Genomic DNA, 21,834 nt, shown 5'->3' with positions numbered 1-21,834 from the left:
TTATTTCAATTCCGTTATCGGACTTTTGTCCATATCGTCATAATCCAGGTTTTCACCTGCCATTCCCCAGATAAAGGTATAATTGCTGGTTCCTGCGCCGGCATGTATAGACCATGGTGGTGAAATAACCGCTTGGTCATTCCCCAACCAGATATGCCTGGTTTCATTTACAGGGCCCATAAAATGGGAGACCGCCTGTCCTTCGGGAATATCAAAATAAAAGTAAACCTCCATTCTTCGGTCGTGGGTATGTGCCGGCATGGTGTTCCATACGGAACCTACCTGCAATTCGGTCATCCCCATCTGCAGCTGGCAAGTTTCCAATACGGTATGCAATAACATCTGATTGATGATCCGATGGTTGGCCGTTTCTAAGCTTCCCAGTTCGATTTTGTTCGCCTGTTCCTTGGTTACTTTTTTTGTTGGATAGGACCTATGTGCTGGCGTAGAATTCAGGTAAAACTTGGCTGGCTTGGCCGCATTGTGGCTGCTGAAATAAACTTCTTGGGCTCCCTGTCCAATATAAAGCGCTTCTTTAAAACCCAATTCATAGGTTTCTCCATCTACCTCTACCTTTCCATCGCCGCCTACATTGATGATACCGATCTCTCTTCTGCTCAAGAAAAAGGGCTCTTTCAGTAGTTCATTGATCGTTTCCAATTTTACCCTTTCCTGAACGGGCATAGCACCGCCAGTCATATAGCGATCAAAATGGGAGTAAACAAAATGTACACGATCTTCCCAGAACAACTGCTCGATCAAGAAGTTTTCACGAAGTCCCTGGGTGTCCAAGGTTTTCGTTTCTTTAGGACCGATTGCGTATCTGCTTTCAAATGTAGTTTTCATATAAGACTTAATTTGTCAACAAGTTAACATTAGAAATGTGTTAATTGTTGCTTTTATTGCGAAATCGATTTCGAAATGTTCCGAAAACGTTCGCGTAATTAGGTCTTTTTTATTTGAACTTTTATTAGCAAATTGGATTTTATTATACAGGATGTTTTGCATTTACCTAAACATCACACCAATTACAAAACTAATGAACCATCAAAAAGCTGGAAAATACCGTTGGACCATATGCGCATTATTGTTTTTTGCTACTACCATTAACTATTTAGACCGACAAGTACTCTCCCTAACCTGGAAAGATTTTATAGCTCCCGAGTTCCATTGGACGAACAATGATTACGGATTGATCACGGCGTTATTCTCAATTTTTTATGCCGTCGGGATGCTTTTTGCGGGTCGATTTGTAGATTGGCTGGATACCAAAAAAGGCTTTATATGGGCAATTGCCATCTGGTCGGTGGGAGCTATCCTACATGCCTTTTGTGGGATTGCAACCTCGGGTATAATAGCAGGCGAATGGTTCGTAGGCTTCGAAGGAGCAAAAGAGGTGATTGCTGGCATTCATGATTTCTCCAGGGTAGTCAATGTCAGTGTGGTGCTCTTTATTTTTGTGCGCTTTGTCCTTGCCATTGGTGAGGCGGGAAACTTCCCCGCGGCGATCAAGACCACAGCGGAATATTTTCCGAAAAAAGATCGTGCCTTTGCAACCAGTATTTTCAACGCCGGTTCTACCATCGGAGCTTTGGCGGCTCCATTAAGTATTCCAGTTATTGCCAAATGGTATGGCTGGGAAATGTCCTTTATCATCATTGGTGCTTTAGGTTTTGTTTGGATGGGATTTTGGGTATTTATGTATGATAAACCCGAAGTACATCCGAAGGTGAATGAAGCAGAATTGGCCTATATCCAACAGGATGATATTCCCCCTGCAGAAAATGAACAGACAGTTCCTGTAACCCAAGGAAAAGTCTCCATCTTAAATTGTTTAAAACATCGCCAAACTTGGGCATTCGCTGTGGGTAAATTTATGACAGATGGTGTTTGGTGGTTCTACCTATTTTGGATGCCTGCCTATCTGAGCTCGGTGTATGGCATTAAATCTTCCGAATGGAGCGGTCAATTGGCTCTTTTTGTACTGTACAGCATTACCATGCTTTCCCTGATTGGAGGTTGGTTGCCATCCTTGTTCATTAATCGAGGCATGAATGCCTACGAAGGAAGGATGCGAGCGATGCTGATTTTTGCCTTCTTTCCTTTATTGGTTCTTCTTGCCCAGCCTTACGGACATTTGTCTTTTTGGGTGCCGACAATACTGATCGGTATAGGTGCCGCGGCGCATCAATCTTGGTCAGCTAATATTTTCTCCACAGTAGGGGATATGTTCCCTAAAAAAGCCATCGCTACGGTAACAGGAATTGGTGGTTTGGCAGGTGGATTGGGATCCTTCTTCATCAACATCTATTCTGGGAAATTATTCGATTATGCAGAAACGCATTGGAGCAAGGTAAATGGGGTGAACCTACTTGAAAAGTATCCGGAGATTGCCAATGTGGATAGCAGAAAAGCTTTCTTTGAAAAGTTTGATGTAGCAAATATCGACGAATTCCTAAAATATTTGACCAAACAAGGGGAAACTGTGACTAATGGGATTGATAAAGGTTATATGCTCGTCTTTTCCTATTGTGCCGTTGCTTATCTCATCGCTTGGTTTATCATGAAATTATTGGTGCCTAAGATGAAGCAGGTTAAGCTTTAGTCGATTTCCTTTCGATAATCCGGCTTTCGAGCATTGTGGTGTTAAATGCCATTTCAAAGCGGTTTTTGGATACAATGGTTTCTATTAATTTGCTGACGCCGAGATATCCGATTTCAAAGGCCGGTTGTACAATGGTCGATAGGGATGGGTTTAAGGATTCTGCCATTTCGGTGTTGGCAAAACCAATCACAGCCACTTCCGAAGGAACTTGAAGGTTTAATTGGGAAAGGATTCCTAAACTGGCAACCGTAAGGGTATCCGTTGTGCCGAGGAGGCCTATGGAATGGTCCAATTCCTTTATTCTCCGCTCCAATAAAATACGCAGGTTTTTAATCAATTCCTCTCGGGTCTGTCCGTATTCCACCTGTATAATGTTGCTGGGATCCAAAGGGATATAATTCGCCAAAAGCGCTTTCTTATAACCAGCAATCCGATCCTTATTGATGCCTATGTTCTTACCACATAACAAAAGGATTTCCTTTCTACCCATATCGATCAAATGTTGGGTGGCATCATAGGCTCCCTTCTCACTGTTCACCCCGATTTTAAAGGTATCCAATTCAAAATCAATCCGATCTACCAATACGATGGGGAACTCCTGGTTATATTGTTTCAGGGTTTTGATATGGCTTTCTGCTGCTGGGGTAATGATGATCCCATCGATGTTTTGCTGCCGGAAAGTTTTTAGGGCATCCTGTTCCATCTTGGAATTCTCACGACTCTGCATGAAAACCAATTTGAAATTATTTTCATAGGCCGCCTGATGGGCCCCTTCCAATACCTGCGACTGAAAAGGATTGGATAGATAAGGGATTATGACACCTATGGTATTGCTTCTACCCATCTTCAGGCTCTTGGCCAATATATTCGGGCGATAATGGTATTTCTCCGCCATCGCTCGAACCCGAACCTTGGTTTCTTCACTGATTTCAAAACTATCATTCAAGGCTTTGGAAACAGTGGATACCGAAAGTTCCAGTTTTTTCGCCAGCTCCTTAAGGGTAATATTGCTCATAAGGATAAATATCGCTCTTTTTATCCAAAGATCTTGCGATATATCCTTTTTAATAGGGGTTTCTTCCGCTTCCTTTCCGCATAGGCGTCCCAATCCTGAGAATCCGTAGCATCACTTTTCCTTTTTACAAAAATGGAGTTATGACCATCCTTGAACGCAATGGCTTCTTCATCTGGGCGACCATTCGAATAATAATACAAGGCTAATGATTTTCGGCTGCGATCTGCCGGACAGGTTAATGGATTTGGATGCCCGTGATAGGAAATGGAAGTTGTGGAAAATATTGCGATGGAATTGAATACGGGCAAAAATCTATTCACACATTGGCTCATTTCCTTATCCCATAGTTCAAAATGTCCTCCATATTCCTCCTTCCAATCCTTATTCAGATAAACGATAAAGTTCACTCGGCGATCCAGATTATTTACCGGATGTTTATTAAAGTCGGCATGGACTTTTAATAATCCTCCTGGTTTGATCTCATGAAGACCGGCCCCAGAGAAATACGAATCACTGAATAGCTGTTCTTCAATCCCTGTAAGTTCATTGATGAACTTTAAAAAGGGTTCGGAGTTGAGGTAATGCATCAATGCTTTGGTCTTTTCGCCAAAAAGTGCTTCGCCTTGCCCTGCAAATTTCTTTTGCAAAGGATCGTTATACTCGATATTATCCCCTTTAGAGAGATCCGGAAATTCCGCTAAAACTTCTTCCAGTAATTCCGCATTGAAGAAATCGTGGATATGAATACTCGGAAAGGGTTTTGCAGATGCATATTCCTTTTTGCGCTTTTGGGCAAAAAGCAATAAGTCCTGGTTTTTTGAACTTAGGTAGGGAATCATACTGGCAGATGTGTGTTAGTGTGTAATATGTTAAATTGATTGTAAGTTTAATCAAAAACCATGATTACAGGAATATTTTCCTTACACGAAAAGCCATTAAAAATTCTTCTGTCGAATTATTACTACGTATTAATACCTTTGATCACTTTTACATAAGTGGTTCGATTGCAATTATTGCATTTATACCGACGTAGAGGAAGATAAAAGAGGAATGTCTTTACCCACCAAGGTCTTCGGACTCGTACATAGAGGTCTGCCTCTTGACAATATGGGCATAACAAGCCAGGGTGATGCTTGTCTGAATTTATCGGACTAATTATTTTCATTGTGTGTTGTGTGATCTACTGTAGGAACAGTATGTTATATGTTCTGATTATAAAAACGTATTAATAGCACCTTTTGTATGCCAAGACTTCTTTTTCTATTCATATCTGTTTATTGCTTTGAATGTGTAACTGGAAAATTGTTGAAAATTAAGGGATTAATATTAACTTACAGTAAACACTATTAGAACTTTCGGGTTTTATTGTAAATTGGCAACAAATTGATGTGTATGAAGAAGGCAGTTTATTTATTTTTGGTACTTTTTTTAATGGTCCAATTGGGATATGGACAGCGAAGATACCAACAGCACACGGGTTGGATATTTGGTCCTTCCATTGGGTATCAGTATCAAAGTGGCAGTTTTCTGAAAGCTTCTGCCTGGGGGCTTTTCGCAGCAAACCAAAGCCAATATGTAAAGATTGATGCCGGAGCTAATTTTACCTGGATGATGGATAAAACTACAGTGATCCCGGAATTAGGAGTTACTTATTATTTGAATAATGTTGCGGTATGGCCGTTTATAAAAGGGGAGATTACACCCCATACCGCTACGGCGAAGGCAGGAATCGGACTTTTTAATTTACTGGAGTTCTCCGCTGGTTATGGCTTTGATATCAACACAAAAAAGGATTTTAAGCCTATTGATGGCTTTACTTTTGGGGTAGGCGTGAATATCCCTTTAAATTTCCATCTCTATTAATCGATCCAGCTTTTAAAATCATTTACCCGCTCCCGACTTACAATTCCGTCATCGGTCTGAAACTTATGGAAGTAGATCTTCAACCGGGAATTATTATGAACAGCAATGTTCTTGATAGCATGGATATGAATGATCTGCCCTCGGTTAATTCTAAAAAATAATTTAGGATCCAAAACTTCTTCCACCCTGTCTAAGGGTTGATCCAACAAAAAATTATCTCCTTCCTTGGTAAACAGATAGGTGCCCTTGTTTTCAGCATATATACATTCGATGTCTTCCACAGGAACCAAGCGGATCTGTTGGCCGATCTTTACATTGAACCTGGTCTTGAACTGATCTTTCACAAGTAGTTGTTTGAGATCATGCAACATGTACTTATCAGCCCTGTTTTGGTTTTTCAGATATTTATCCACGGCAAAGGCCAATTCTTCTTCTACAATCGGCTTTAAGAGGTAATCAATGCTATTCAACTTGAAGGCTTTTAAAGCGTATTCATTGTAAGCCGTCGTAAAGATGATCTTGGAATCTACAGGGTGATTTTCCAGTATTTCAAATGAAAGACCATCAGAAAGCTGTATATCCATAAAAATAAGATCCGGTTCGGAATGGTTAGCAAACCATATTTTCCCTTGATGAACGGAATGGACCATATCGATATGCGAAAACCCCATGGTCTCTAACTTGCGTATCAGCGATCTTGCTGCGGGTTTTTCATCTTCGATGACCAATACTTGAATTTCGTTCAGGTTCATACAATAGGGATTTTGACTTTAAAATAGGTATCGGACTTCTCTATAATAACTTCCTCTTTACTTAACAGTGCATATCTGTCAACAATATTAGCCAAGCCTATCTTTGTGGATGGATTCGGTGAATTCTTCTCCTGAAGGTTATTCGATACCACTAATTTTGATCCTTCTTGATAGATGCTGATCGTCAATGGGTTCTCCTCAGAAATGCGGTTGTGCTGAATGCAGTTTTCTAATAGCAATTGCAGGCTCAAAGGAACGATTTCCTTGCTTTCGGCTTCTATAATTCCTTCTTGATAATTTATTCCATCTTCAAAACGTAGTTTTAAAAGAGAAATATAGCTGCGGGCAAAGGATAGTTCTTCTTGGATGCTTGTTAATTCTTTATCTTTTTGGGTGAGGATATAGCGGTAGATGCTTGATAGTGATTTGGTATAGGTTATGGCATTCTGTTTATCTTCTTCGATCAACCCGATCAATACATTCAAGCTATTGAACAAAAAATGCGGATCTATTTGGTTTTTTAGTGTTTCTAACTGTGCTGTTGCTTCCCCAGCAATGCTTTTCTGCTTTTTGATCTGTTTATTTTTATAGCTGGAGTAAAAGAACAAGCCATAAAATATAGAACCAATGATGATAAAGGTAAAGGTCGGAAAAAGGGCGAAATCCCATCTAAGTTCGGAAACATAGGCTTTTATCCCATCCAAACTCCTATCGGTGAATAAGAGAATGTTCATGCCTAAAATCACTATTGGAACGATTATAAAAGACAAGAGCAAGTAATAGAAATACCTTTTCCAGGCCAAATCTTCCGCTGGCATTGCCTTGTGCAGGGAATAGGAAAGATAACTGCCTACTATTCCTAGACCAATCCCTCGAAGCAGTCCGGTTTGGGCACCCTTAGATTGGAAGAAAGCAATCTCCAATGTTCCATCATTGACCAAGTAAAACCCTGCAATAACCAACATCAGGACTATCGTGATCACTATGGAATATAAGACGGTCAGGAAAAAGTACTTCATAATTAATTTTTACAGGAAGCCAAAAGTGCCGCAGCGCGTTCCTTTCCCCAGGAAGGATAGAATTTTGTGGCGTTTTTTTCCTTATCGAATAAAGATACCGCTTTTTCCAATTGCTTACATTCCTCTTTCGTATCTCCGCCCATGTATTTTTTGGATTGCATGGAAAAGTCAGCCATTCCTGAAAGCGCTCTTGGGTTGTTGGGCTCTAAAGCTAAAGCTTTCTGATATTGTTCCATGATCTGCGGGCTCAAGGTCATTGCCGTTGCCATTGGGTCGATGGTCAGTTCGGAAGTTAATGCCAAGGCATTCAAGACATACCATTCGGCATTCAGGCTTTTTTCGTCTTTGGGGATCAGGGCTTTCGCCGCATCAATGGCTTTCAGTTTCTCCTCATTATTGGTCATCATAAAAGAATTCGTAATCCCCACCATGGCTTGGTAATATTTGGGGATCCAGTTATCCTTCTCAACCTGCGCAACTCGTTCAAAGGTCGCCATCGCTTCTTGGGATTTGCCCGCTTTCCAGCTTGCCAAACCTTCGGTCATCGCTTTTTCGTAAGGGGTCTGTGCCAAACCGGAAAGGCTCCATATTGTTAATAAACAAATCATTAATGTTTTCATGTCTTTTTGTTTTAGTGTTATTTACGATTAAAGTTCTATGATGCTGTCCTATATGTCAAGTCAAATCTGATGGATTGTTGATTTTTAGGGATGAACCGTTAAAGGTTCTCCAATTGATTGTCTTTTTTGTTTTTACTGATGGTCCAGAAGAATCCCACAAACACAAAATGTTTTGCGGTAGGAACAACGGCCTTTCGCGCAAACTGACCATTGGCATCTGCATGGCTACGGTATTGATAACCGTAGATAGGTTCATTTCCAAGCACATTGGTCATGGAGAAGAAGAGGATTTTCTGTTGGGTCAACAGATAGGACCAACTAACGGATAGATCATTCTGCCCTTTGGTCATGGGCATTAGATCCGGTTCATTAGGGTTAAAATAGGTACGGCCAGAAGAGTAGGAATTGGTAATACTGGCCTGAGATCGAATGGAACTTATCCAATATTTGGCCACCAAAGAGAGTTGATGCTTGGCCACATAGGTAGGCTGTACCGCATGAGTAAAATTACGTTCCAATTTCTGCGCATCCGTTAGGGAATAAGACACCCAATATTGAAGAAAGGGAATACTCTTACTGTCCCTCCAGAATATATCAATACCCTTTACCCTCCCAAATCCCTTGTTTTTAAAACGACTCTGGTATTGTGGAATCTGGGTGTCATAAGTGATCAATTGGTCATAATCTTTGGAGTAGGCTTCCAACCGAAGTAATTGCCCCTTTCCGATATAGCTGTAATTGAGCACATAATGTGATGCGGAAGTCCAGGGGAGATCATTTTTGAACTTGGCAATCGCAGATGTCGCCCCCTGGTGATACCTGCCATAAGCAAAAGACGCCTGATGGTTGCGGTTGATCGCGTAGCCTATCGATGCTCTTGGCTCCAGAAATTGTTGCTCCGAAAAGGTCTGTATATAACGCAGCCCAACCCCCACTTGCAAGCCAGCAAAAAGGCGGTACTGCCCTTCTGAAAATGCAGCCAACTGCTTTCTTTCGTAGCCATAACTATACCTGGGTAGGCTTGGTTCTTGGAGGTTCTCCGCCAGTTTCTCATAAAGGAATTCCGTCCCGAACATCCATTGCCATTTGTTCCCCATGGATTTGCGGATTAGGGTTTTAACATGACTTCCCCATTGCTCCGTAGGTATTCCAAAACTGGAAAACTGAAGATCCTGGTTAAAATATCCAAGTCCCAAGCCCGATTCCCAAGTCCAATTGTTGGGTAGGTATTGTTGGAAACTGCTATTGAGATAGGCGTTGTGCGATCGGATAGCGGTTTTTATCCGCTCATCATATTCGATACTGTAGTCCTCGAATTGAAAATCTTCGAAGGCATAATTGCCATACAGGTTAAAAAAAGACTGTTTTCCTTTCTTCCTCCAAATGGCTTCTCCGGATGCTTGTTGATAGGGCATGATCCAGGTGATATCTTGCGGAATCAAGGACATATACGGCTTCAGGTTGGTATAACTCCCATTGAAGCTTAGGGAGTTGTCCTTCCAACTTTGCGTATTGCTTAGGCCCAGGCCAACGGTGGAAAAAGAGAGTTCTGTTTTAGGTTCTGCCAACTCCAAGGCGGTACTCAGGTTTAAGATCCCGGAAAGTGCATTCCCGAACTCTGCCCCATAGCCGCCGGTCGAAAAGTTGGTGCCCTTAAAAAGAAATGGTGAAAACCTTCCCCGAACAGGAACACCATTGGCCGAGGAAGTATAGGGTTGGAAGACTTGAATACCATTAACAAATGTTTGGGTTTCGGTGGGATCACCGCCTCTGACCATCAAACGACCATCCTCACCGGCAATCTGTGCTCCCGGAAGTTTCTGTAGCGCAGCGACAATATTCCCCATGCTTCCTGCGGTCGTCACAATATCCAGAGGCGATAAAACCGCATTGTATTTATTCCCCACCATGATCTGTCCGGCACGGATCTCGATGGCTTCAATTTCTTCAATAGGATAGAGGGTAACCTGAAGATCCAAGCTATCCTTTAACGTTATTTCCATCTCCAATTGGTTATATCCCGCTTTGCTAAAGATGATCTTCTGGTTACCAAGCGCAGAACTCCTAAACTGGAAATTTCCTAAACTATCACTGATGGTCCCATCATAGGTTCCAGCAATAAATACATTGACATGCTGAACGGGGACTTTTTTGGGATTCTTGATCGTGCCTTGAACCTTAACTTCCTGAGCCATCAACAGGATCGGCAATAAACAAAAGAGAAAGAATAATAATCGCATATTTGGTTTTTTTAGGAAAGTTAATACCCTGTTATAGTGGTGCAAAATCTTTAGGGATGAACTGTTTGGATGTATGGATGAACTGATGGATTTCCAGTTTGAAAGGATTTTGTATTTTTGGATATCATATTTCAATAAACATGACCTCTTTCCGAAAGCTGAACCAGCCCACAGGCCGAATTATTCACCAAGATGATGCCTCTTATCTGTTTTTTGGCGGTACGGCCTATTTAGGGCTGCTCCAAAACCCCGATTATATCGAATTATATAAGGATGGTATCGACAAGTACGGATTGAACAATGGCACCTCAAGAACGAATAATGTACAATTGGGGATCTATGAAGAAGTAGAGCAGGACTTGGCACAACGATTCGGATTTGAGGATGCTGCGGTACTTTCCAGTGGTTATTTAGCCGCGCAGATTGCCGTAAAGGTTTTAAGCAAAGGCAGAAAAGTATATTATGCCCCCGACTGCCATCCCTCGCTGTGGTTGGGTGATGATCCAGGGGTAGCGGTAGGATTCGAGGATTGGTTGACCAACAGCATCGAGGAAATCAATGCCTCACATGAAGAGGAATTCGTCATGATTTCCAACAGCATGGATAACCTCACACCGAGATTAAACGACTTTTCTGCATTAAATCAACTTTCTAATAATAAGTTTGCTACCTTGATATTGGATGATTCCCATGGCATCGGGGTACTTCGGAAAAACCAGGTTTCCACTCCAGTAGAAACCTATAAAGCAGAAAACCTGAACATTGTTGTTCTGGCCTCCTTGGCGAAGGGAATGGGGACGGATGCGGGGGTGGTACTGGGCAATTCCGAGACCATTAAAGCGATTAAAAAGCATCCCATTTTCTTGGGGTCATCACCTTCCGCTCCAGCGGCATTGTATGCCCTGAAAAACGGGAAAGCCATTTATAACCACGCCTTCGACCAGATGCAGGGCAATGTTTCCCAATTGGAAAACTTGGTCAAAGGACTGAAATTAAGCCACATTCCCCATTTTCCTGTGTTCTCCACTCAAGCACCGTCGCTCTACAAACACCTTATTAATCACAAGATTGTTATATCAAGTTTTCCCTATCCGTTGGCGGATAGTCCCCTTTTAAATCGTATTATTGTGTCCGCCCTACATAGACCAGCAGATATAGAGTGGTTAGGGGAGGTTTTATCCAGAGAAAATATTTTAAAACTTTGATTGTCAATAAAATAATTGTAGCTTTGCAAGCCTTTTGGAATGTAATATTGGGGATTCATCTACTAATTCGTTGAATGATAACGATTTGGTTATTAAAAAAACGCAAAAATATTTTCATTACTCAATATAAAAAGATACTTTTGCAACCCCAAAAGGCCTATGAGGTACAGGGTTTAGATTAATTAGAGTAAAATAGATATGACTAAAGCAGAAATTATTGCAGAGATCTCTAACAAGACTGGGTTAGAGAAGGTTGATGTACAAGAGACCGTTGAAGCATTCTTCAAAGTAGTTAAAAGCGCCATGGTTGGTGGTGAAAATGTTTACGTAAGAGGCTTCGGTAGCTTTGTGGTAAAAAAGAGAGCAGAAAAAACAGCTCGTAACATCTCAAAAAATACAGCTATCATTATTCCTGAGCACTACGTGCCTAGCTTTAAACCTGCAAAAGTTTTTGTAGAAAAAGTGAAAAACGGAAATAAAAAATAATCATTTAACATGAAGAACACCAGACAAATACAGATCGTCGTAGCTTTAGTAGTAGTCATTATCATGGGCTTTCTATTGGTACGTCCTGTAAAAGGTTTGGTGACAAAAGAAGAAACAGCTGCAGCAGCTACTGAACAAGGCGCCGCTGCAGATGACTTTACCCTATCTAGCGTTTCGGAAGCCTCCAAACGCGGATTAAACCCAGCAATTGTTTCTGAAATTACTGACCTGGAGAAGAAAGCTGATAAAGCTTCTGGGGAAGAGAAAATTGCGATCTATCAGCAATTGGCCGATAAATGGAATGATGTGGAAAAAGCTGTCCCTCAAGGATTCATCTATGAGGACATGGCTACTATTTCACCTAAATTCGACTATTGGTTGAAAGCAGGTAATGCTTACCGTAAAGGATATACGAATTTGCAGGATAGTGCTTTGGTTGTTGCGTTGAACAAACGTGCCATCACTGCCTTCCAAAAAGCAGTTGACCTGGACGGTAAAAATTTGGAAGCTAAAACAGGTCTTGGTGCTGCCATGGTCACAGGAACTAACAATCCTATGGCTGGTATCGCCCTTTTAAGAGAAGTGGTTGAAGCTGATCCAAAGAACATCGAGGCAAACAAAACTTTAGGTTTGTTTTCATTACAATCACGTCAGTTCGATCGTGCTATCGATCGTTTCAAAACAGTGGTTGAATTAAAACCTGATGCAGAGTCGTATTTTTACCTTGCAACAGGATATCAAAATATAGGGATGAAGAATGAAGCTATCGCTGCTTTTGAAAAAAGCAAGTCGCTAGCGGCTGACCCTTCTCTCTCGCAGTTCATCGATCGAGAGATCGAAAAACTCAAGAAGTAATTAACACATTCGTTTAAACATTTTAAAAAATTAAGCTATGCCAAGCGGAAAGAAAAGAAAAAGACACAAAATGGCTACTCACAAACGTAAAAAACGTTTAAGAAAAAATAGACACAAAAAGAAATAAGCATTTTTAGGGCTTAGGCCCTGTAAAATCATGTGTACAATCTATGATGAAAACACTCATCATAGATTGTTTTTTTCATAAATGGTTTTTAGGTTTAACCGGACAAAAACGTTGTAGAGCGAGTCTACAACCGTCCTTAATGAAGTAGCTGTTGGTAAAGGAATTAATTATCGATTCAGTCCCCGATAAGGGGGTGACTATTGCTTTACTACAGGACAAGCAACTTGTTGAGTTAAATCGAGAACAGGTCGGCAATAATTATGCGGTAGGAGATATTTACTTAGGGAGAGTAAAGAAAATCATGCCCGGATTGAATGCCGCTTTCGTAGATGTAGGTTACGAAAAGGATGCTTTTTTGCATTACCTCGATTTGGGACCTCAGGTTCAATCCTTGATCAAACTGACAAGGGTAGTAAAGAATGGCAGTTACCAAGAAAAACTGCTCAATAGTTTAAAGCTTGAAAAGGACATTGACAAATCAGGAAAAATTTCGGATATCTTAAGCCGGAACATGCTGTTGCCCGTACAGATTGCCAAAGAGCCAATCTCTACCAAAGGGCCAAGGCTGAGTTCTGACTTATCCATTGCTGGAAGGTTTGTTGTATTAGTACCTTTCTCAAGCTCAGTATCTATTTCCAAGAAAATCAAAGGAAGCACTGAACGTAATCGCCTAAAAAAGATTGTCGAAAGTATTAAACCGGCAAACTTTGGTGTAATAATCCGTACGGTGTCGGAAGGAAAGGGAGTTGATGAACTCCAAAAAGACCTTCTCGATCTGATCTCTAAATGGGAATTGTTTACCAAACGCCTTAAAACAGCCGAACCTCCACAAAAAGTGCTTGGAGAAATGGATCGCGCATCCACTATTTTACGCGATATCTTAACAGATGAATTCACCCATATTTATGTGAATGACCAGGACATCTATGAAGAGGTTAAATCCTATATTCAAGAGATCTCTCCAGACCTGGAAAAAATTGTAAAGCTCTATAAACATAAGGAGCCAATTTTTGACCATTACGGTGTTGAGAAGCAAATCAAGGCGTCCTTTGGCAAAACCGTCAACCTGCAAGGAGGTGCTTACCTGGTGGTAGAACACACAGAAGCCCTACACGTAATTGACGTGAACAGCGGAAACCGCATTGCTAATAAGGAAAATCAAGAAGATAACGCCCTCCTGGTGAACAAGGAAGCGGCTAAAGAAATTGCCCGTCAGCTTCGGTTGCGGGATATGGGTGGAATTGTAGTCATCGATTTTATCGATATGCACAAGCCCAACAACCGGAAGGAACTGTATGGTTTCTTAAAAGAGTGCATGGCAACTGACCGCGCTCGACACACCATTCTCCCTCCTAGTAAATTTGGTTTAGTACAGATTACTAGGCAACGTGTCCGTCCTGAAATGAGCATTGTGACCAATGAAAAGTGTCCGGCTTGTGACGGAACAGGTGAAATTAGATCTAGCATCGTGTTGCTGGATGACATTGAAAACAATTTGAGCTTTATTTTGCAGGAGCAAAATGAAAAGGGCGTAACACTTTGTGTGCATCCTTACATTGCCGCCTACATTAAATCGGGTTTAATATCCCGCAGAATGAAGTGGTTTTTCAAATATGGTCGATGGATTAACGTGAAGGAAATGAGTTCGTATCATCTAACTGAATTCCACTTCTTTAATTCCAAAGACGAAGAAATAAAATTATAAAGGAAAAGCTGCATTGGAAAATGCAGCTTTTTTTGTGTTTTTCCGTCATTGCGAGGAACGAAGCAATCTTTCTTTCCATGTCATCCTGATTCTTCCCATGTCATCCTGAGCGTAGTCGAAGGATCTCTACGGGAGGTTATATACGAACAGATGCTTCGACGATGCTCAGCATGACATGCGGGAAGATTGCTTCGTCGTGCCTCCTCGCAATGACGCAGGCGTGATAATACCTCGTCGCAATGAAATGACATTTCAATCAAAATGCTATCCAATTGATTTCCACCCCATCCTTTTCCATCTTTCGAAAAAAAGTCATCTGCCGTTTCGCAAAACGATGGATCTCCGTTTTAAGCTTTTCCACAAATTGTCCATAATCCAGTTCTCCATTCAAATACCTCCCTGCATACTTATATTCCAAGCCAAACCAGTCCAACTTCTCCAAGCCAATCCCTTCCTCCATCAACTTTTCCACTTCAGGAATCAATCCCTCCCTTAACCTACTGTCCAACCTCTTATCAATTCTACTCCTTCGCAGCTCCAAAGAAGGGTTTAGTCCAAAAGCGATATACTCCTTCACCAAAGGCTCCTTAGCTTCCGGAACATCATTTTCCTTCAAATAATTCAAAATCTCCAAGGCCCGGATCAATCGTTTCTTACTATCCCAATCAATCTGGAAATCTTCGGGAATCTCCATATCCTTTATCTTCTCAATCAGTTCCGACTTCGATAAACCCTCCATCTCCAACTGAAAATCCACATCCTTCGGTACAGCACTATAAACCTGCTCCTTCAACAAAGAAAGTATATAAGACCCTGTTCCACCACATAATATCGGTCTCTTACCCCTAGATAAAATATCCCGATATGCCCTTTCAAAATCCTTTTTGAACTGTTTCACCTCATATTCTCCCGAAGGCGGGATAATATCGATCAAATGATAAGGTACCTCCTCATATTCCTTCAGATCTTTTCCGGTTCCGATATCCAAAGACCTGTAAACCTGCCTGGAATCGGCAGAGATAATCTCGCCATCAATCTTCCTCGCCAATTTAACCGCCAGCTTCGTTTTCCCCGATGCCGTAGGACCCAATAGGATAACAAGAAAATCAGGCGAAAGAAAATCCTTCGCCTGATCTATTTTTTGCAATATGTAATCTATTGGTTCTAAATCACAAATTTTGTCCATTTTTCATTGCTTTCGTTGCTCTTCACAACGGTTTCGATAAAGGCCATTCCACGAACACCATCATAAACATTTGGAAAATCCAATGCCTCTGCCGATGGTTCTGTTCCTTCCTTCTTCGCCGAAACCGTCAAGGCAAAATTCCTATAGATATTCGCAAAGGATTCCAACAATCCTTCGGGATGACCCGCTGGTATACGCGTATTGTGAGTTGCAAAAGAACTTAAGGTAAAAGGAGCCGCATAAGCATTTCCAGTACGGTAGATCTGTCTCGGCTGATCCAACATCTTAATGATCAAATTGTTCGGATCTTCGTTCGCCCATTCCAAACCGCCTTTTTCACCATAGATGCGGATCCTAACGGCGTTTTCCTCGCCCGCAGAAATCTGGGATGCCATCAATACACCTTTTGCTCCCTGCTCAAAATGCAACAATACCGATCCATCATCATCCAATAAACGTCCTTCCACAAAAGTGGTCAGATCCGCACATAACTCCGTAATTTTCAATCCCGACACGTATTCTGCCAAATGCGCAGCATGCGTACCGATATCTCCCATCACCAAGGATTTTCCGGAACGTTTTGGATCAGCACGCCAAGCAGCGCCCGCATTTCCTTCACGCTCGCTCAAGCGGCTTAACCAACCTTGAGGATACTCCACCACGATTTTCCGGATCTTGCCAAAATGACCTTCCTTCACCATCGCTTTCGCCTGTTTCACCATCGGGTAACCCGAATAGGTATGGGTCAGGCAAAGCGTTTTACCTGTACGCTCTACAATTTCCTTTAATTCTTGCGCCTCTTCCAAAGATACTGTCATCGGTTTTTCAACCACCACATCGAATCCATTTTCCAATGCCAACTTAGCCGGACCAAAATGCAGAAAGTTTGGTGTAACGATGGTCACAAAATCCATGCGTTCCCCTTCGGGAAGCTTGGCCTCTTCCGCGATCATCTGCTCATAAGTTTCATAAACGCGTTCTTCAGGCACAAAAAGATCCTGACCCGATTTTAGGGAAACTTCACGGTTTACACTGAAGGTTCCACAAACTAATTCTATTTTTCCATCCATAAAGGCAGCAATTCGGTGTACGGCGCCAATAAACGCGTCGTTTCCTCCACCGACCATGCCCATGCGTAGTTTACGTTTCATAAGGTGTGAATTTCGATTGATTAAGCGTTAAATATAAGAAATTAAACAAGCTTTTAAACAGTATAGACCAATTTAATGCTTCCAGAATTGGAAAATAGGTAGCCGTCTGGATAGACCAACTTGATTTGCTCCAGCTCAGCAAAATCATGAAAAGGAACCTGTCTACTACCACTTACCCAAAATTGTTGAGCAGGTTTTTCGGCTATTTTCCGAAATCCAATAACGGCCAAAGAGGAGTCTTGGCTCCAATCTTTATCGCTATAAGTCATGATATCGCCCGGCTTAAAATCAGCTATAAATACCTTCAACAGTTTGGAAATGCCTCCTAAGACTAAAAAATCTGCTTTATGGCAGAAACGGAGCAGTTCAAAGGACCGATAATCCGAAGGTTTGTCCAGCATTTTTCTTCCTCCGCTGAACACGGCCAATGAAACCAGTTCACCCTGATGGAAAAGTCCATACCGGTACTTGCCGGGTAAAGGGATTTGGAGATGATGATCTTCCTGGAACTCTAGGGCAACCTTTTTGTCCACCCGTGCAAGGACCGTATCCCGGGCATAGATTTTTTTGGCCATGCCGGCCATTACCTTCAACCTATTGATCACCTTTTCCTGTTGGGCAACAAATTGATGAACGTTCAGATAGACCGTTTTTTTAGCTTGATCGAGCACAGGATCCTTGATATGCCCCTCATCCATGAGAATTTTAAAGCCAAGATCTGGCGCATCAAATACCACCGTCTTATCGACAGACTCCATTTCCAATGCAACCTCCAACTTGGAAGAAAGGGTCTGAAGGATAGCCTGGTAATCGATCTGCTGCATGCCGCAAAATTAGCTTAATTCAATAGAATATCCGCTAATGCCAAATAATTAATAACTTTGTGCTGAAAATTGAAATAAATGAAATTACCTATAGTAGCCTATGGCGATCCAGTTTTGCGTCAGAAGGCCGAAGAGATTGAAGAGGATTACCCTGCATTGAAGGAACTGATCGATAACATGTTCGAAACCATGTATGCCGCCAATGGGGTAGGCCTTGCCGCTCCACAGATCGGTCTGCCGATTCGTGTATTTGTTATTGATGCCAGTCCTTTTGGCGAAGATGATGAGGATGGACCTGGAGATCCTTCTGCAAAGGATTTCAAACGGGTATTCATCAATCCCATCCTCGTGGAGGAATCTGGAGAGAAATGGGCATTTTCAGAAGGCTGCCTAAGTATCCCGCAGATCAATGAGGAAGTGTTGCGGAAGAAGAATGTGGTGATCAATTACCTGGATGAAAATTTTGAAGAGCAGGAGGAAGAATTGACAGGGCTAGCGGCTCGTGTGGTGCAGCATGAATACGACCATATCGAAGGAAAGCTTTTTATTGATAAGATCGGACCGCTAAAAAAGGCTATGTTGAAAAGTAAACTGGATAATATCGCAAAAGGATTGGTTCGAGTAGCTTACAAGATGTCCTTCCCACAGATGAAAAAGAAACGGTAAGAATACCTAAAGATAAAAAGAGCTGGTCGTTGACCGGCTTTTTTTATGATTTGTTTTCCATCATGGGTACACTCGGCAGGGAAAGGTTATATTTAACCGATACAAACCGGATGGTAAAGACAACAGATGCAGAAATAAAGGCGACGATTCCATCGGATAGGGGAGTGAGGGAGAGCAGCACATAGATGATGGCACCTGCCAGACAGGCCGAAGCATAGATCTCCTTTCTTAATATCAGAGGCGTCACATTCATCAGCACATCCCGGATCACCCCGCCCATGCAGGCAGAGAACATCCCCAACATGACCGCCGATATGGCACTACTTTCATAGGCGATGGATTTCTCGACACCTACCACGGTAAAGAACCCGATCCCGATGGCATCAAATAGAAACAGGGTTCTCGCAAAATTGTCCAATTGTTTGTTCAGGATGATGGAAAGGATCACGCCGATAAAAATAGCGATCAGGTAATTGCCATCCTCCACCCATACTGGCCGGATGTTCAGGAAAACATCACGCAGCGATCCGCCACCAATGGCTGTCACAAAACCCATAAAGGTCGCACCAAAAACATCAATACCATTTCTGTTTGCCGCCATTGCTCCGGATATCGCAAACACCATGGTACCTAAAAGATCGATGTAATAAATAAAACTCATTGATTCTGCCAGTATCGTCCTACAATAATAAGAAATATTAAAATAAAAAAGTGGACTCCGCAGAACCCACTTTAACTAAACAACAAAACAAATGATTTTTAACTAAATAGCTTTTGATTTTCTGTCCTTTTTTAATCGGTTCAGATCCTCTTCATATTTTTTCTGGAGCTCTTTATACTCTTCGGAGTTATATAGCTCCTCCTTTTCTTTCACTTTTTGCTTCCATTCTTCACTCTGGAAGTATTTCTCGATCTCTTTTCCTCCCTGTTCAATCTTCTGCATCTTGTTTTTCCACTCCGGCGACTCAAAGTATTTCTCGATGTTCTTTGTTTCTGCTTCGATGGACTTCATCTGATCTTTCCAATCATCAGATTCAAAATAAGAAGCGACCTGCTTTGAATGATCCTCTATGCTCTTGATCTGATCTTTCCATTCCTTACTATTAAAGAATTTGTTGATCTCGTTGGATGACATATCGGCCCATTTTTTATCTTTCATTACTTCCTTGATCTTTTCATTAGAGACATTGATGGAAGCCATCTTGTTTTTCCAATCGTCGGATTTGAAATACTCGTTCACCTTAGCGGTCTGTTCCGTGATGGTCTGCATATGTTTTTTCCATTCTGGCGAATTGGTCATTTTTGCGATATCCTTCGAATTAAGCTCCATCTCTTTGATCGTCTTGCGAACATGTGCTGGTAATTCGGTGGTATCTACGATTTCACGGTTGTTGTATGTGATTTTATTTACTGTATTTACAGGTTTGATCGTGTCTAAGCATACTTCAGCGGACATGGGTTTCAATGCTGCATGTGGTGCTGGTACGATAGGATCGATCAGTTCGATTTCTTCTGCAACGCTCTGTTGCGCGGGTATCAACATCGCTAAGCTGATCATGGCAACTGAACTTGCCAAAACCGCTAGGAGTTGTTGTTTTACATTTCTATGGTTGGTTTCCATGTTGGTAATTCTTTTGATTCTTTGAAATAGGTGGTTTTTATTTCCGGTTGCCGCCATACTCAGGGCAGGCGTGTTCTTCATTCTTAATTCTTCCAATTCTACCAATGCCTTGGCATAATGGATTGGCGTGCTGATTTGCTTCAACACCATATCGTCGCAGGCGTTTTCCCTTTCCTTCTCGATCATTTTGGATAATGCCCAAACAAATGGATTGAAGAATAGGATGGTCTCCATCACTACTTTCAACAAGTTGAAGAGGTAGTCCTGTCTTTTGATGTGTGCCAATTCATGCAGGATGATCGCTTCCACCTGTGTCGTGTTGAGGTTGTTTACAAAGGCAACCGGGAAAAGAACGAAGGGCTTAAGAAATCCGACGGTCAATGGCACGGAAATATGCTTGGAAAGAAATATCGATACGCGTTTGCTGATCTGCAGACTTTCCTTTGATTTGTTGAACAACAGGTTCCATTCCTTTGGAATGCTATCCAAGCCTGTATATTTTAATTGACGTAATTTTAGGTAGCTGTTGCAGAGGATCAATACTTGGATGATAAAACCGATGAGATAAGCGGCTACCAGGTAGGGGAACATACGTTCCAAGCTGAAAGGGCTTCCTTCCTGGACGTTGATCGCGGGGATCATCTCTGGCGGAGTCGCTAGGTAGAGGTTCTCCATGGCTTTGTATTTACTATAGTAATATAGAAAGCTGATCATAAAACCTAAGAATATGCTGACCTGCAATAGGAAGGCGGTATTGTATCGTGCTGCTGCGCTTTGTTTTGGATTGATGAGCTTAATCATATTGATAATGATATAGCAGATCGCTCCTAACCAGATGGAATGTAGGATGCTCCATCCCAAGGCTTGTATCATGTTATATGTGGTAGTTTCCATGGCTATTTGTTTAATCGAATGGTGTAAACCTATTTATTTTCCAAGTTTTTGAGGAATGCCTTGATTTCGTCCAGTTCTTTTTGGCTCGTTCTTTCATTGCCTAATGCCTGCATCACTAATCGGGCGGTTGAGCCGTTATAAACCGAATCTATCATTTTATCCAGGAATTGTTCTTGGGTAGACTCTTTTTCTATTTCTGCTTTATATAGGTGTGTTTTGGAGCTGGTATCCCTGCTCACCATACCTTTATCATGCATGATCTGCATGAGTTTTAATATGGTGGTATAGCCCACATCCTTTTTGTTCAGGGTTTCAAAAACCTCGCGAACGCTGCTTTCGCCCTTATTCCAAAGGACCTGAAGGATTTCCATTTCGCTGTCTGTAGGTTTCATGTTTTTTAGATTTATCTACGAATTATTTCGTACTCAAATCTACGAAGGATTTCGTAAGTACAAAATATTTTTTTGAATTCTTTTTCAATATTAGTGTAAAATATTGATAATCAGTAGTTAAAATTTGTAAAATTTATCGTCATTGGGAGAATGTAAAGTCACGTCATTGAGAGGAGGCACGAGGAAGCAATCTTTGGCCATGCGGGAAGATTGCTTCGTTCCTCGCAATGACGCTGAGGCCGCCCCATGTTGCCTTCGCTGCAAAACCATGGTGAAAGCAATGCTAAAGTATGCTTTTCCTATGGTCAACATCCATTTCCGTGCTTTTTCCCTGCTTCCATCCTGCTTCAGATACGCACCAAGTGGGTTCCGGAGCAAAATATGTTCCCCTATCAGCAGGCCAACATACATAAATGGGATAAAATCCCTCCGGTACAGACCTATCCTGCACCCCAGGATATAAATTTATCCACCATTGCCACAGCGCTTTACACGGTAACCGTAAAAAATGTTCCCCGGGGGTCTTGGAAATATGGATGGGAAGTCCCTATCTTTGCACCACTCCGCAAGGGAGGGACGGCCGGATGGCCACTGAAATAAGGGTAGCT

General features: G+C 41.8%; 21 protein-coding genes. 8 read left to right on the top strand and 13 right to left on the bottom strand.

Going from position 1 to position 21,834, the window contains the following annotated elements:
* Complete coding sequence (gene kduI, locus VJ786_RS14595) at positions 1–846, bottom strand: 5-dehydro-4-deoxy-D-glucuronate isomerase (protein ID WP_336557962.1); 846 nt, start codon at positions 844–846, stop codon at positions 1–3.
* Positions 847–1,039: 193 nt separating this feature from the next.
* Here kduI and VJ786_RS14590 point away from each other — a divergent pair, with 193 nt between their 5' ends.
* Entirely contained in the window at positions 1,040–2,605 is a 1,566-nt protein-coding gene (locus tag VJ786_RS14590) for an MFS transporter (protein ID WP_336557961.1), read from the top strand.
* Here the strand turns inward: VJ786_RS14590 and VJ786_RS14585 are convergent.
* Positions 2,595–3,620, bottom strand: a complete 1,026-nt coding sequence (locus VJ786_RS14585; RefSeq protein ID WP_336557960.1) for a LacI family DNA-binding transcriptional regulator — start codon at positions 3,618–3,620, stop codon at positions 2,595–2,597. The two genes, VJ786_RS14590 and VJ786_RS14585, sit on opposite strands and share 11 nt — an antisense overlap.
* Positions 3,621–3,640: 20 nt before the next feature.
* Positions 3,641–4,459: a 2OG-Fe(II) oxygenase gene (locus tag VJ786_RS14580; protein WP_099366065.1), complete on the bottom strand. Its 819-nt coding sequence runs from the start codon at positions 4,457–4,459 to the stop codon at positions 3,641–3,643.
* Between the two features lie 553 nt (positions 4,460–5,012).
* On the opposite strand from VJ786_RS14580, the gene VJ786_RS14575 reads away from it, so the two are divergent.
* The gene (locus tag VJ786_RS14575) at positions 5,013–5,483 is read left to right on the top strand and encodes a hypothetical protein (RefSeq protein ID WP_134776074.1); all 471 of its coding nucleotides are present in this window, start codon (positions 5,013–5,015) and stop codon (positions 5,481–5,483) included.
* Here VJ786_RS14575 and VJ786_RS14570 read toward each other — a convergent pair.
* The 4 genes from VJ786_RS14570 to VJ786_RS14555 form a co-directional block, all read right to left on the bottom strand.
* Positions 5,480–6,235 (bottom strand): LytR/AlgR family response regulator transcription factor, encoded by a 756-nt coding sequence (locus VJ786_RS14570; protein WP_336557959.1) that lies wholly within the window; start codon positions 6,233–6,235, stop codon positions 5,480–5,482. The genes VJ786_RS14575 and VJ786_RS14570 overlap by 4 nt on opposite strands.
* A complete protein-coding gene (locus tag VJ786_RS14565; protein WP_336557958.1) occupies positions 6,232–7,254 on the bottom strand; it encodes a sensor histidine kinase in 1,023 nt (340 codons plus the stop codon). The genes VJ786_RS14570 and VJ786_RS14565 overlap by 4 nt, the downstream gene beginning before the upstream one ends.
* A gap of 2 nt (positions 7,255–7,256) precedes the next feature.
* Positions 7,257–7,874: a hypothetical protein gene (locus tag VJ786_RS14560; RefSeq protein ID WP_099366068.1), complete on the bottom strand. Its 618-nt coding sequence runs from the start codon at positions 7,872–7,874 to the stop codon at positions 7,257–7,259.
* Positions 7,875–7,972: 98 nt separating this feature from the next.
* Positions 7,973–10,114: a TonB-dependent receptor gene (locus VJ786_RS14555; protein WP_336557957.1), complete on the bottom strand. Its 2,142-nt coding sequence runs from the start codon at positions 10,112–10,114 to the stop codon at positions 7,973–7,975.
* A gap of 140 nt (positions 10,115–10,254) precedes the next feature.
* Between VJ786_RS14555 and VJ786_RS14550 the strand changes: the two genes are divergently transcribed.
* The 4 genes from VJ786_RS14550 to VJ786_RS14535 all read left to right on the top strand — a co-directional run bounded on the left by VJ786_RS14550 (position 10,255) and on the right by VJ786_RS14535 (position 14,492).
* Positions 10,255–11,319, top strand: coding sequence for an aminotransferase class I/II-fold pyridoxal phosphate-dependent enzyme (locus VJ786_RS14550; protein WP_336557956.1), 1,065 nt, complete (start codon positions 10,255–10,257; stop codon positions 11,317–11,319).
* A gap of 198 nt (positions 11,320–11,517) precedes the next feature.
* On the top strand, positions 11,518–11,805 hold the full coding sequence (locus VJ786_RS14545) for an HU family DNA-binding protein (RefSeq protein ID WP_099366071.1): 288 nt from the start codon (positions 11,518–11,520) through the stop codon (positions 11,803–11,805).
* Between the two features lie 9 nt (positions 11,806–11,814).
* Positions 11,815–12,660 (top strand): tetratricopeptide repeat protein, encoded by an 846-nt coding sequence (locus VJ786_RS14540; RefSeq protein WP_336557955.1) that lies wholly within the window; start codon positions 11,815–11,817, stop codon positions 12,658–12,660.
* 278 nt (positions 12,661–12,938) lie between these two features.
* Positions 12,939–14,492 (top strand): Rne/Rng family ribonuclease, encoded by a 1,554-nt coding sequence (locus VJ786_RS14535; RefSeq protein ID WP_099366073.1) that lies wholly within the window; start codon positions 12,939–12,941, stop codon positions 14,490–14,492.
* A gap of 256 nt (positions 14,493–14,748) precedes the next feature.
* On the opposite strand, the gene miaA is transcribed toward VJ786_RS14535, so the two are convergent.
* The 3 genes from miaA to VJ786_RS14520 are packed head-to-tail and all read right to left on the bottom strand — an operon-like array spanning position 14,749 to position 17,653.
* The gene (gene miaA / locus VJ786_RS14530) at positions 14,749–15,639 is read right to left on the bottom strand and encodes a tRNA (adenosine(37)-N6)-dimethylallyltransferase MiaA (protein ID WP_336557954.1); all 891 of its coding nucleotides are present in this window, start codon (positions 15,637–15,639) and stop codon (positions 14,749–14,751) included.
* Positions 15,640–15,656: 17 nt separating this feature from the next.
* Positions 15,657–16,829: a Gfo/Idh/MocA family protein gene (locus VJ786_RS14525; RefSeq protein WP_336557953.1), complete on the bottom strand. Its 1,173-nt coding sequence runs from the start codon at positions 16,827–16,829 to the stop codon at positions 15,657–15,659.
* 53 nt (positions 16,830–16,882) lie between these two features.
* Positions 16,883–17,653 carry a hypothetical protein gene (locus VJ786_RS14520; protein ID WP_336557952.1) on the bottom strand — a complete coding sequence of 257 codons (771 nt, stop codon included), beginning with the start codon at positions 17,651–17,653 and terminating at the stop codon, positions 16,883–16,885.
* 78 nt (positions 17,654–17,731) lie between these two features.
* Between VJ786_RS14520 and def the strand changes: the two genes are divergently transcribed.
* Entirely contained in the window at positions 17,732–18,319 is a 588-nt protein-coding gene (def, locus tag VJ786_RS14515; protein WP_099367853.1) for a peptide deformylase, read from the top strand.
* Between the two features lie 43 nt (positions 18,320–18,362).
* Here def and VJ786_RS14510 read toward each other — a convergent pair whose 3' ends face one another.
* The 3 genes from VJ786_RS14510 to VJ786_RS14500 all read right to left on the bottom strand — a co-directional run bounded on the left by VJ786_RS14510 (position 18,363) and on the right by VJ786_RS14500 (position 21,226).
* On the bottom strand, positions 18,363–18,980 hold the full coding sequence (locus VJ786_RS14510; RefSeq protein WP_134776081.1) for a trimeric intracellular cation channel family protein: 618 nt from the start codon (positions 18,978–18,980) through the stop codon (positions 18,363–18,365).
* A 102-nt stretch (positions 18,981–19,082) separates the two neighbouring features.
* A complete protein-coding gene (locus tag VJ786_RS14505; RefSeq protein ID WP_336557951.1) occupies positions 19,083–20,834 on the bottom strand; it encodes a M56 family metallopeptidase in 1,752 nt (583 codons plus the stop codon).
* Between the two features lie 29 nt (positions 20,835–20,863).
* Positions 20,864–21,226: a BlaI/MecI/CopY family transcriptional regulator gene (locus tag VJ786_RS14500; RefSeq protein WP_099367856.1), complete on the bottom strand. Its 363-nt coding sequence runs from the start codon at positions 21,224–21,226 to the stop codon at positions 20,864–20,866.
* Between the two features lie 246 nt (positions 21,227–21,472).
* On the opposite strand from VJ786_RS14500, the gene VJ786_RS14495 reads away from it, so the two are divergent.
* Entirely contained in the window at positions 21,473–21,826 is a 354-nt protein-coding gene (locus VJ786_RS14495; protein WP_336557950.1) for a hypothetical protein, read from the top strand.
* Positions 21,827–21,834: the final 8 nt, after the last annotated feature.

Source organism: Sphingobacterium tenebrionis (genome assembly GCF_037126265.1).
GTDB lineage: Bacteria > Bacteroidota > Bacteroidia > Sphingobacteriales > Sphingobacteriaceae > Sphingobacterium > Sphingobacterium tenebrionis.
This window is presented reverse-complemented; position numbering and strand designations above follow the sequence as displayed.

Excerpts from the sequence above, each read along its gene's own strand:
- VJ786_RS14560 (WP_099366068.1), bottom strand. The coding sequence starts at position 7,874 with ATGAAAACATTAATGATTTGTTTATTAACAATATGGAGCCTTTCCGGT.
- VJ786_RS14540 (WP_336557955.1), top strand. The coding sequence starts at position 11,815 with ATGAAGAACACCAGACAAATACAGATCGTCGTAGCTTTAGTAGTAGTC.
- VJ786_RS14505 (WP_336557951.1), bottom strand. The coding sequence starts at position 20,834 with ATGGAAACTACCACATATAACATGATACAAGCCTTGGGATGGAGCATC.
- def (WP_099367853.1), top strand. The coding sequence starts at position 17,732 with ATGAAATTACCTATAGTAGCCTATGGCGATCCAGTTTTGCGTCAGAAG.
- VJ786_RS14510 (WP_134776081.1), bottom strand. The coding sequence starts at position 18,980 with ATGAGTTTTATTTATTACATCGATCTTTTAGGTACCATGGTGTTTGCG.
- VJ786_RS14500 (WP_099367856.1), bottom strand. The coding sequence starts at position 21,226 with ATGAAACCTACAGACAGCGAAATGGAAATCCTTCAGGTCCTTTGGAAT.
- VJ786_RS14570 (WP_336557959.1), bottom strand. The coding sequence starts at position 6,235 with ATGAACCTGAACGAAATTCAAGTATTGGTCATCGAAGATGAAAAACCC.
- VJ786_RS14525 (WP_336557953.1), bottom strand. The coding sequence starts at position 16,829 with ATGAAACGTAAACTACGCATGGGCATGGTCGGTGGAGGAAACGACGCG.
- kduI (WP_336557962.1), bottom strand. The coding sequence starts at position 846 with ATGAAAACTACATTTGAAAGCAGATACGCAATCGGTCCTAAAGAAACG.
- VJ786_RS14545 (WP_099366071.1), top strand. The coding sequence starts at position 11,518 with ATGACTAAAGCAGAAATTATTGCAGAGATCTCTAACAAGACTGGGTTA.
- VJ786_RS14585 (WP_336557960.1), bottom strand. The coding sequence starts at position 3,620 with ATGAGCAATATTACCCTTAAGGAGCTGGCGAAAAAACTGGAACTTTCG.
- VJ786_RS14590 (WP_336557961.1), top strand. The coding sequence starts at position 1,040 with ATGAACCATCAAAAAGCTGGAAAATACCGTTGGACCATATGCGCATTA.
- VJ786_RS14555 (WP_336557957.1), bottom strand. The coding sequence starts at position 10,114 with ATGCGATTATTATTCTTTCTCTTTTGTTTATTGCCGATCCTGTTGATG.
- VJ786_RS14565 (WP_336557958.1), bottom strand. The coding sequence starts at position 7,254 with ATGAAGTACTTTTTCCTGACCGTCTTATATTCCATAGTGATCACGATA.
- VJ786_RS14575 (WP_134776074.1), top strand. The coding sequence starts at position 5,013 with ATGAAGAAGGCAGTTTATTTATTTTTGGTACTTTTTTTAATGGTCCAA.
- VJ786_RS14550 (WP_336557956.1), top strand. The coding sequence starts at position 10,255 with ATGACCTCTTTCCGAAAGCTGAACCAGCCCACAGGCCGAATTATTCAC.
- VJ786_RS14580 (WP_099366065.1), bottom strand. The coding sequence starts at position 4,459 with ATGATTCCCTACCTAAGTTCAAAAAACCAGGACTTATTGCTTTTTGCC.
- VJ786_RS14495 (WP_336557950.1), top strand. The coding sequence starts at position 21,473 with ATGTTGCCTTCGCTGCAAAACCATGGTGAAAGCAATGCTAAAGTATGC.
- VJ786_RS14520 (WP_336557952.1), bottom strand. The coding sequence starts at position 17,653 with ATGCAGCAGATCGATTACCAGGCTATCCTTCAGACCCTTTCTTCCAAG.